This window comes from Intestinimonas sp. RTP31139st1_F5_RTP31139_211217, from assembly GCF_040226735.1.
GTDB lineage: Bacteria > Bacillota > Clostridia > Oscillospirales > Oscillospiraceae > Intestinimonas > Intestinimonas butyriciproducens.
In genome coordinates this window covers 20878-29480 of the sequence record NZ_JBCOAQ010000033.1, presented here as the reverse complement: position 1 = coordinate 29480, position 8603 = coordinate 20878, and the positions used below count along the sequence as shown (strand labels likewise).

General features: G+C 59.6%; 8 protein-coding genes. All 8 read left to right on the top strand.

The genetic code is table 11. The features are described 5' to 3' along the window. Positions 1–309 precede the first annotated feature (309 nt). The 8 genes from ABUA09_RS15035 (at position 310) to ABUA09_RS15000 (ending at position 8599) form a co-directional block, all read left to right on the top strand. Positions 310–1344 (top strand): tyrosine-type recombinase/integrase, encoded by a 1035-nt coding sequence (locus ABUA09_RS15035; protein WP_058118487.1) that lies wholly within the window; start codon positions 310–312, stop codon positions 1342–1344. Between the two features lie 108 nt (positions 1345–1452). Then, complete coding sequence (locus ABUA09_RS15030; RefSeq protein ID WP_349949483.1) at positions 1453–2523, top strand: S-layer homology domain-containing protein; 1071 nt, start codon at positions 1453–1455, stop codon at positions 2521–2523. An 81-nt stretch (positions 2524–2604) separates the two neighbouring features. Further along, complete coding sequence (gene lplA, locus ABUA09_RS15025) at positions 2605–3597, top strand: lipoate--protein ligase (RefSeq protein ID WP_242943955.1); 993 nt, start codon at positions 2605–2607, stop codon at positions 3595–3597. Between the two features lie 250 nt (positions 3598–3847). After that, on the top strand, positions 3848–4489 hold the full coding sequence (locus tag ABUA09_RS15020) for a sugar transferase (RefSeq protein ID WP_242976602.1): 642 nt from the start codon (positions 3848–3850) through the stop codon (positions 4487–4489). After that, positions 4486–5574, top strand: a complete 1089-nt coding sequence (locus tag ABUA09_RS15015) for a glycosyltransferase family 4 protein (protein WP_279204708.1) — start codon at positions 4486–4488, stop codon at positions 5572–5574. The genes ABUA09_RS15020 and ABUA09_RS15015 overlap by 4 nt, the downstream gene beginning before the upstream one ends. Next, positions 5571–6683 carry an EpsG family protein gene (locus ABUA09_RS15010; protein ID WP_033116981.1) on the top strand — a complete coding sequence of 371 codons (1113 nt, stop codon included), beginning with the start codon at positions 5571–5573 and terminating at the stop codon, positions 6681–6683. Before ABUA09_RS15015 ends, ABUA09_RS15010 begins: the two co-directional genes overlap by 4 nt. 13 nt (positions 6684–6696) lie before the next feature. Further along, positions 6697–7674 carry a glycosyltransferase family 2 protein gene (locus tag ABUA09_RS15005; RefSeq protein WP_116722594.1) on the top strand — a complete coding sequence of 326 codons (978 nt, stop codon included), beginning with the start codon at positions 6697–6699 and terminating at the stop codon, positions 7672–7674. A gap of 7 nt (positions 7675–7681) precedes the next feature. Further along, positions 7682–8599 carry a glycosyltransferase family 2 protein gene (locus ABUA09_RS15000; protein ID WP_116722593.1) on the top strand — a complete coding sequence of 306 codons (918 nt, stop codon included), beginning with the start codon at positions 7682–7684 and terminating at the stop codon, positions 8597–8599. Positions 8600–8603: the final 4 nt, after the last annotated feature.

Genomic DNA, 8603 nt, shown 5'->3' with positions numbered 1-8603 from the left:
TTGCCAGGCTAAGAGCCCGCTTGAGGTTTCTCATGTGGAATTCCTCCTTCATTATTTTCCCGGGAGGAGGAGACATCTTGCCGCATACGGGGGAAAAACCGCTCCGCACAAGCCTTTGCGAGGAGGCGGGTAGCCATCTGGTAACCGTGGATATCTGTGGGATGGACGCCGGAACGTCCCTGACACAGACCGATAGGAGGATACGATGTCTAGAAAACGGATAGGAAAGAATGTGGCCTATGACACGGAGAAGAAGCTCTACTACGCCTACTTTGACGGAGGGCGCGGAAAGAACGGGCGGCGGGAGCGATGGACAAGGACCTTCCGCAGCGAGCGGGAGGCGGTCCAGGCGGTCGAAACCTTTGCGGCGGAGCGCAGGGAGGGGGGCTCCCGGCGGCCGAGGCCATCACCGTTGGGGCGTGGCTGGACTACTGGCTGGAGGAGATCGTACGGCCCAACTTGGAATACACCACCTACTACTGCTATGCCAACATCATCCGGAACCACCTCAAGCCAAGTCTGGGCCGGGTCCTGCTGCGGGAGCTCACGCCGCTGCGCATCCAGCAGTATTATACGCAGATGATCAAGGGCAAGGGGCTGAGCCCGAACACCGTGCATAAGCACCATATCCTGCTGCACACGGCGCTAAAGCTGGCGTTTCGCCAGGAGATCCTCGGCAGTAACCCTGTAGACCGGGTGGAGCCCCCCAGAGCGCGGGCGGCCCGCCAGCTCTACTATACGCCGCAGGAGCTCAAGCTGCTCTTCCAGGCCGCGGAGGGCGGGCGGATGGAGCTCATCGTCAAGCTGGCCGGGTATCTGGGCCTTCGCCGGGGGGAGATCTGCGGCCTGCGCTGGGAGAACATCGATTTTCGGAAGAAGGTGCTCTCCGTCCGTCTGGCCCGCACCACCGCCGGCGGGACCGTGGTGGAAAAGCCTCCCAAAACGCCCAACTCTCTCCGGAGCCTGGGCTTTGCGGGGCTGGAGGACCTGGAGCGTCTGCTCCGCCGTACCCGGGAGGAGCAGCGCGCGGCGGTGTGCGCCGGTCTGGCCGAGGACACCGGTTTTGTACTCGCAGACCGGCGGGGACGGCCCTGGAACCCCAATCAGGTCACCCGGGCCATGGAGGCGTTTGTGGAGGTCAACGGGCTACCCCCCATTACTCTCCACGGCCTGCGCCACACCTTTGCCAGTGTGGCCAACAGCGCCCACATCCCGCTGCCGGATATCAGCCGTGCGCTGGGGCACAAGGACGTGGTGGTGACGGGCAGGGTCTATACCCATATTTTCGACCAGACCCATGTCGAGGCGGTCAGCGCGGTGGCCAGAAGTATCCGGGGCGCTTGAAAACAGAAAAAGGAAGAGACTTTTTTTGAACTTTGTGCTATAATGGCTCCACACAGCGCGCCATGCGCGCCGCTGCTGCATGATTTCGATTCTTGGAGGCGAAAACAGATGAGACATAAGAGGATCGCGGCCTGTACGGCGGCCGCACTCTGCATCGGTATGCTGACCTTTCCGGCCTCGGCGGCCTCGGAGGACTTTCCGGCCTGGGCGTCACAGGCGGCAAAGCGCTGGGAGGACTGCGGCAAGCTGGATCAGAGCATGTCCCCGGAGCATGTGATGACCCGGGGGGAGGTGGCCGCCGCCATCGACCGGGTGATGACCTACACCCAGGAGGCGGAGAACCGTTTTACCGACATCAGGGCGGAGGATGCCCATTCCGGCGCGCTGCTGCGCCTGGTAGACGCCGGAGTATTGCAGGGGAACGGGACCGGACAGCTTCTGCCCGACGCGGCCGTGACCCGTCAGGAGACTGCGGTGATGCTGGCCCGGGCCTTCCACCTCTCCGCGGGCGGACAGACGGACTATACCGACGCGGCGGAGATCGCCGGCTGGGCGGAAGGGGCTGTGTCCGCAGTGACCCAGGCCGGTGTCATGCAGGGCTCGCAGGGGCTGTTCCGCCCTGCGAGCACCGTGACCTATGCCGAGATGGTCCAGAGCCTCACTGCGGCCGTGGAGGAGGAGGGCCTGATCACCGGGCTGATCGTCCGGACCAGAGACGCCGAAGGGGTGCTGGCAGAGGGTGCGGCCCGGCAGGTGAACGACGGAAAGTTCCGGGTGGAGACTGTGACGGCGTCAGAGGAGGGCTATACCGTGGCGCTCTCCGGCCTGGAGGCCCTGACCGGGCAGGAAGCGGATGCCGACGGCCCCGGCCAGCCCCGCGAGGCCGGGAAATGGATGGGTGTACAGCTCCAGCTGGGCGGCCTGGTCCGGGTGGAGACGCTTACATACAGCCGGGACGGAGAGACTTGGTTCCAGGCCAAGAGCAGCGATGCCCTCTCGGAGGCCCATCGTCTGGACAGCCTGATGGTCTACGTCAATGGCGCGGAAACGGCGGATATCGACGCCAATGAGGTGGAGAAAACCTCCACGCTCTACCTGCGGCAGGGCGAAGAGGGACCTGCGGTGAAGATCACATTCCACTATACCCCGGCGTCCGGGGAGAGCGGAACTTCGGAATAACGTCAATCGGGGCCGGATGCCGCACGCGGCGTCCGGCCCCAAAAAACGGCGGGAGCACAGAAATCAGGAGGGGTATGCGGCATGATGTATTATCTGGAGAGTGGCAGCCATGATCCCGGATTCAACCTGGCGTTGGAGCAGTATGTCTTTGACCGGCTGGACCGGGCCCATGCATACTGCATGCTCTGGCAAAACGACAACGCCATCATTGTGGGGAAAAACCAGAATACCGTCGGCGAGATCAACGCCGCCTATGTAAAGGAGCATGGAATCCGGGTGGTACGCCGGCTCTCCGGCGGCGGGGCGGTGTACCATGACCTGGGGAACATCAACTTTACCTTTATTGTAGACAGCGGCGCCACGGCTGCCTTTGACTTTTCCACCTTTTGCCGCCCTATTGTGAAGGCGCTGGAGCACTTTGGAGTCCATGCGGAGATCAACGGGCGGAACGATATGACCATTGACGGCAAGAAGTTCTCCGGGAATTCCCAGTACGGGAAACAGGGACGGACCATGCACCACGGCACCATTCTGTATGACTCCGACTTGGAGGTGGTGGGAAAGGCGCTGACGGTATCCCGGGATAAACTGGAGGGGAAGGGGATCCAGTCGGTCCGAAGCAGGGTGACCAATGTGCGCCCTTATATTGCCGGAGACATCTCCACCGAGGCGTTTTTTGCCGCCCTGCGCGACTTCCTGTTCCAGGAGTACGCTCTGCAGCCCTACCGCCTCTCCCAGGGGCAGCTTGCGGAGATCCGGGCCCTTCAGGCGGAGCGCTATGATCAGTGGAGCTGGAACTACGGGGCCTCCCCCGCATACCGGCTCCGCAAGGCCCGGCAGGTGGACGGATGCGGAAAGCTGGAGATTTTTTTGGATGTGCAGAAAGGGATCCTGCGGGACGTCGCTTTCTATGGAGACTATTTTGGGAATGAAGATACGCAGTCGTTGGCGCGCAGGTTGTCGGGCTGCCCCATGGAGGCGGCGGCCATCCGCACCGCCCTGAAGGACCTGGAGATCGGAACATATTTTAACCACATGGACCTGGAGACCTTTCTGGAGGTCCTGCTGCAGTGACGGACCGCGCCGCGTTCTGCCCTTGGGCTGAGCGCGGCGCGGTTAGTTTTGTAGGCAGGAGGCGCGGAAAGAGGAGAAAACAGGACCTTTTTGACGAGATTGAGCGCTGCGCCATTGCACATCCCAGGCACAGATGATAAAATATTACTATTACCAATGGCAGGGCGGAAAATGAATGCCGCGCAGTTGCGGCCGGGGAGGAATTCCAATGGAAAACGCCGCCGTTCAGGAGAGGGCTCAGGCGCCCCATATGCTGACGGGAGCGCAGCGGTTTTATATCGGTGTCAAACGGGCCGCCGACGTGGCGCTCTCACTGCTGGGGCTGGTCCTGCTCTCTCCGGTGCTGCTGGCCATTGGGATCGCCATTGTGCTGGACGACGGCTTTCCCGTTCTGTTCACCCAGAGGCGGGTGGGGCGTGGAAAGCGTCCCTTCCACATCCTCAAATTCCGCACCATGAAGAGCGATACCCCCCATGACAAGCCTACCCATCTGCTGGAGCATCCGGAGCAGTACATCACCAGGGTGGGAAAGGTCCTGCGGAAAACCTCACTGGATGAGCTGCCGCAGCTCCTGAATATCCTGACCGGGTCCCTTCACATCGTGTCCTACCGGCCCAGCCTGTACAATCAAACCGACCTGATCCGGGAGCGGGACCGCTGCGGTCTCCATCAGCTCCGCCCCGGGCTGACCGGCTGGGCGCAGATCCACGGCCGGGATGAGCTGGAAATTCAGGAGAAGGCCGCCCTGGACCGCTATTATCTGGAGCACTTGGGACCGGCCATCGACCTCAAGTGCTTTTTCGGCACCTTCCTGGCCGTGTTCCGGCAGAGCGGCGTGGTGGAGGGCGGCACGGGCGCCATGGAGCGCCGGGACAGGAAGGAAACGAGATGAAGATACTGGTGCTCACAAACCACTCCTATATGCTCTGGAGGTTCCGGAAGGAGCTCATTTCCACCCTTCTGGAAGAAAATGAAGTGGTCATCAGCACCCCTTTTGTGGGGCATGAGGAAGATTTTGAACGCATGGGTTGCCGATGCCTGGAGACACCGGTAGACCGCAGAGGCGTCAACCCCGCCACGGATCTCAAGCTGCTGCGCGCCTATCGGCAGCTGCTCCGTGCGGAGCGGCCGGATCTGGTGCTGACCTATTCCATCAAGCCCAATATTTACGGCGGTCTGGCATGCCGGATGATGAGAGTCCCCTATTGCGCCAATGTCCAGGGGCTGGGCACGGCGTTCCAGCGCCCCGGCCTGGCCCGGCTGGTCACAGTTTTGTACCGGACGGCATTGAGCGGCGCGAGACGGGTATTTTTTGAAAACAGCGACAATGCGGCGCTGTTTTTTCAAAGGCATATTATCCCGCAGAAGAAGGCGTGTGTGCTCCCTGGGGCGGGCGTCAGTCTGGCGGAGTACCCCCTGCGTCCCTACAGGGAAAACGGGCGGGTCCGCTTCCTCTTTGTGGGCCGTATCATGAGGGAAAAGGGTGTGGAAGAGCTGTTTTGGGCTGCCCAGCGCCTAAAGGAGGTCTTCGGCGCGGAGATCGGGTTCGATATGGTGGGGTTTTTTGAGGATGCATACCGGGAGGCGGTGGAGGGGCTGGTCCGGGAAGGCGTGGTGGATTTTCACGGCTTTCAGGAGGATGTCCGCCCATTTTATGAGGAGGCGAGCTGCGTGGTGCTCCCCTCCTACCATGAGGGAATGTCCAACGTACTGCTGGAGGCGGCGTCCAGTGGGCGTGCCCTCATCACCTCGGATATTCCGGGCTGCCGGGAGGCGGTGTGCGACGGGGAGAACGGGTTCCTCTGCCCGCCCGGCGACGCCCAGGCGCTTTATCATGCCATGCGCCGCTTCGTGGAGCTGCCCCCTATCCGGAGGGAGGAGATGGGCCGGGCCGGTCGGGTACATATGGAGGCGTGTTTTAACCGCGCCGGCGTGGTGCGCAGGGTCCTCGCAGCGATGCAGGAGGAGGGCTTATGACCACGCTGCTTCTGGTATGTGCCTCCTCTGTCGTACTGGCACAGCTCTCTCAGTGGTACGGCGGCGGAATCCGTGAGAGGGGGAATAAGCCCCGGTGGGACCTGTTTGTGCTGGCGATAGTGGTGATCCTCTCCCTCTTCGCCGGGCTGCGGACCGATTACAATGATACTGCCGCCTATATTCGGGGATTTCAGAGCGCTGAGACCATCGGGGCCTTCCTGTCGGACAGTGAAAACCTTCATGTTCTGCACAATCCCCTGTTTTATGGGCTGACCGCTCTGATTCGCACGGTCACGGACAACTACCATATTTATCTGCTGATCTTTGCAGCAGTCAACGAAGTGCTGCTGATCCGCTTTGTCCAGCGGTATACCGCGGACGGAAATTTCGCGTTTGGCCTCTGGCTGTTCTTTGGAATCGGGGCCTATGTATTCTCCATGGCCGCCATGAAACAGATCACGGCCATGGCGGTGCTGACCTTGGCGGTCCCGGCGCTGAACGAACGGAAATGGGCGAAATATTATATCATCGTAGCGCTGGCGGGGCTCCTCCACACCTATGCGTTCCTGTTTGTGTTTCTGCCGCTGCTGACCGGAAAGCCTTGGGGCGGGAGGATTCTCCTTGTTGCGCTGGCGACTGTGACGGTGATGCTCACCTTCGAGGACTCCATCGGCACGCTCCTCTCCTATGCGGACTCTATGGGCAAGCATGTGGCGGAGTTTGAGGTATTTGACGGCAATCAGATGAATCCCCTGCGGGTAGCGGTCTTTGCCGTGGTGCCGGCGATGTCCCTGATTTTCCGGCGGCGGCTGTTTCCGGCAATGGGGAGGCAGGAGGCTGTGCTGATTAATATGAGCATCGTCAGCCTTATGTTCATGCTCATGGCAACCGTCAACGGAGCCAATATGTTTGGGCGGCTGGCAACATATTTTGAGCTGGGCGCGGCGTGTAGCCTCCCGTGGATGATTGATCAGATCTTTGAACGCCGTTCCGCCAGGCTGGTCAAGCTGTGTGCCACGGTATGCTTCCTGGTGTTTTTCCTGTATGATAACTGGGGGTTCACGTACCACGGGGTTTCCTTTTTTGCATTCATAGCGGGGCTGGTATAGAGGAGATGAGAAAGTGAAGGTATCCATCATTGTCCCTGTTTATCAGGTGGAACGCTATCTGCGGGCGTGTATTGAGAGCGTACTGTGCCAGACTCACCGGGAATGGGAACTGATTTTGGTGGAGGATGGATCGCCGGACCGCTGCGGTGTCATTTGTGACGAATATGCAAAGAATGATGCCAGGATCACCGTGATGCACAAGGAAAACGGAGGGCTATCCTCCGCAAGAAACGCCGGACTGTGTCGGGCCACAGGAGAGTATATCCTCTTTCTGGACGGAGATGACTTCTGGGCGGAGCCGGAGGGACTTGCACGGCTGATCCCCCAGCTCACATCGGATGTGGTGGTATTCGGCTTTTCCAAATGGTATGAACCCAATGGCGCGGAGCGGGGGCGGTGGATCGGCCCGGACATCGCAGAGGGGTGCCCGGTCTCCGGGCGGGAGGCACAGCTCGGCTACTTGCTTCAAAAGGGCTGTTATACCGCCTGTGCCTGGAACAAGGCGGTTCGGCGGGAGCTGTTTTCCTCGTGCGACCTCAGATTTCGGGAAGGCGTGACCTCAGAGGATATCGACTGGTGCGCACGCTTGGCGCTGGCCGCGAAGTCTTTCGGCCTCAGCGCCTGCCGATTTTACCGATACCGGCAGAGAACGGGCTCCATTACCCGCACAATGAACTTGAAAAGCCTGCGGGATTTGAAGGAAAATATAGAGCTGTGCCTCCAATTGCCTCAGGAGATGGGAGCGAGCACGGCGATAAAAGAGTTGTACTGGAGCTATGTGGCCTACCAATTTGGCACCTTCCTGGTGTGCGCACCCTCAGTCAACGGGCCGGAGGGGCGCGGACTGGTGCAGGAGATGCGGGAAAAGCGGTGGCTTCTGCGTTACAATGCTGCGAGTCGAAAAGTGCAGCTGCTGTATGTAGTGGACCGGCTCTTGGGATATCGGGCCCTGTGCCTCTTGTGCAGGGGCTATGCAGCAATTCGAAAGTAGGGAGAATATGGCGGCCATTACAGTATTCACCCCAACCTATAACCGGGCGTACTGCCTGCATCGGTGCTATGAGAGCCTCTGCCGCCAGAGCTGCAAAGATTTTGTGTGGCTTATTATTGATGATGGGTCCACCGACCAGACAAAGGATATCGTGGAGGGCTGGCAGAGGGCAGAAAATGGGTTTGAGATCGTGTATCTCTATAAAGAAAATGGCGGAATGCATACCGGGTATAACTGCGCCTACGCGAGAATAGACACAGAACTGAGCATTAATGTAGATTCTGACGACTATTTGACGGATACCGCCATCGAAGAGCTGCTGGCCTTCTGGAGGGAACATCAAAGAGAGGACATTGGAGGGATTTATGCACTGGACCGCTTTGAGGATGGCAGGATTGTCGGCCTGCCCTTTCCAGACGATTTGAAGGAATTCAAAGGTTGGGGCTATAAAGAGGTACACTATGTCGGTACGGACGGGAAGAAGAAGGTCTTCCACAACCGAGGGGACAAAAAATTCATTGGTGTAACCGCGGTGATCAACCGATATCCTCCTATTCCCGAGTTTCCCGGTGAGAAATATTACAGCCTTTACTATAAGCAGCACCGCATCGAGCGGGATAATGCCATTTTAGTTTATAACCGGCCGGTCTGTGTGGTGGAGTATCAGGAGGATGGCAGCACAAACCATATGTTGTCTCAATATGTCCGCAATCCCAAAGGCTTTTGCGACGAGCGGAAGTTTGTGCTGGAGTATGCCCCGACCCTGCGCCTGCGTGCCAACGCCGCAATCCACTATGTGGCGGAAAGTCTGCTGGCAGGGGATTGGGCGTTCTTTTCACACACGCCCAGGAAAGGCTTGACCCTGCTCTGTGCCCCAATGGGGCTGGCGCTGTATCTTTGGATCAGGAGGCGGACGAAGACGTGAAAAT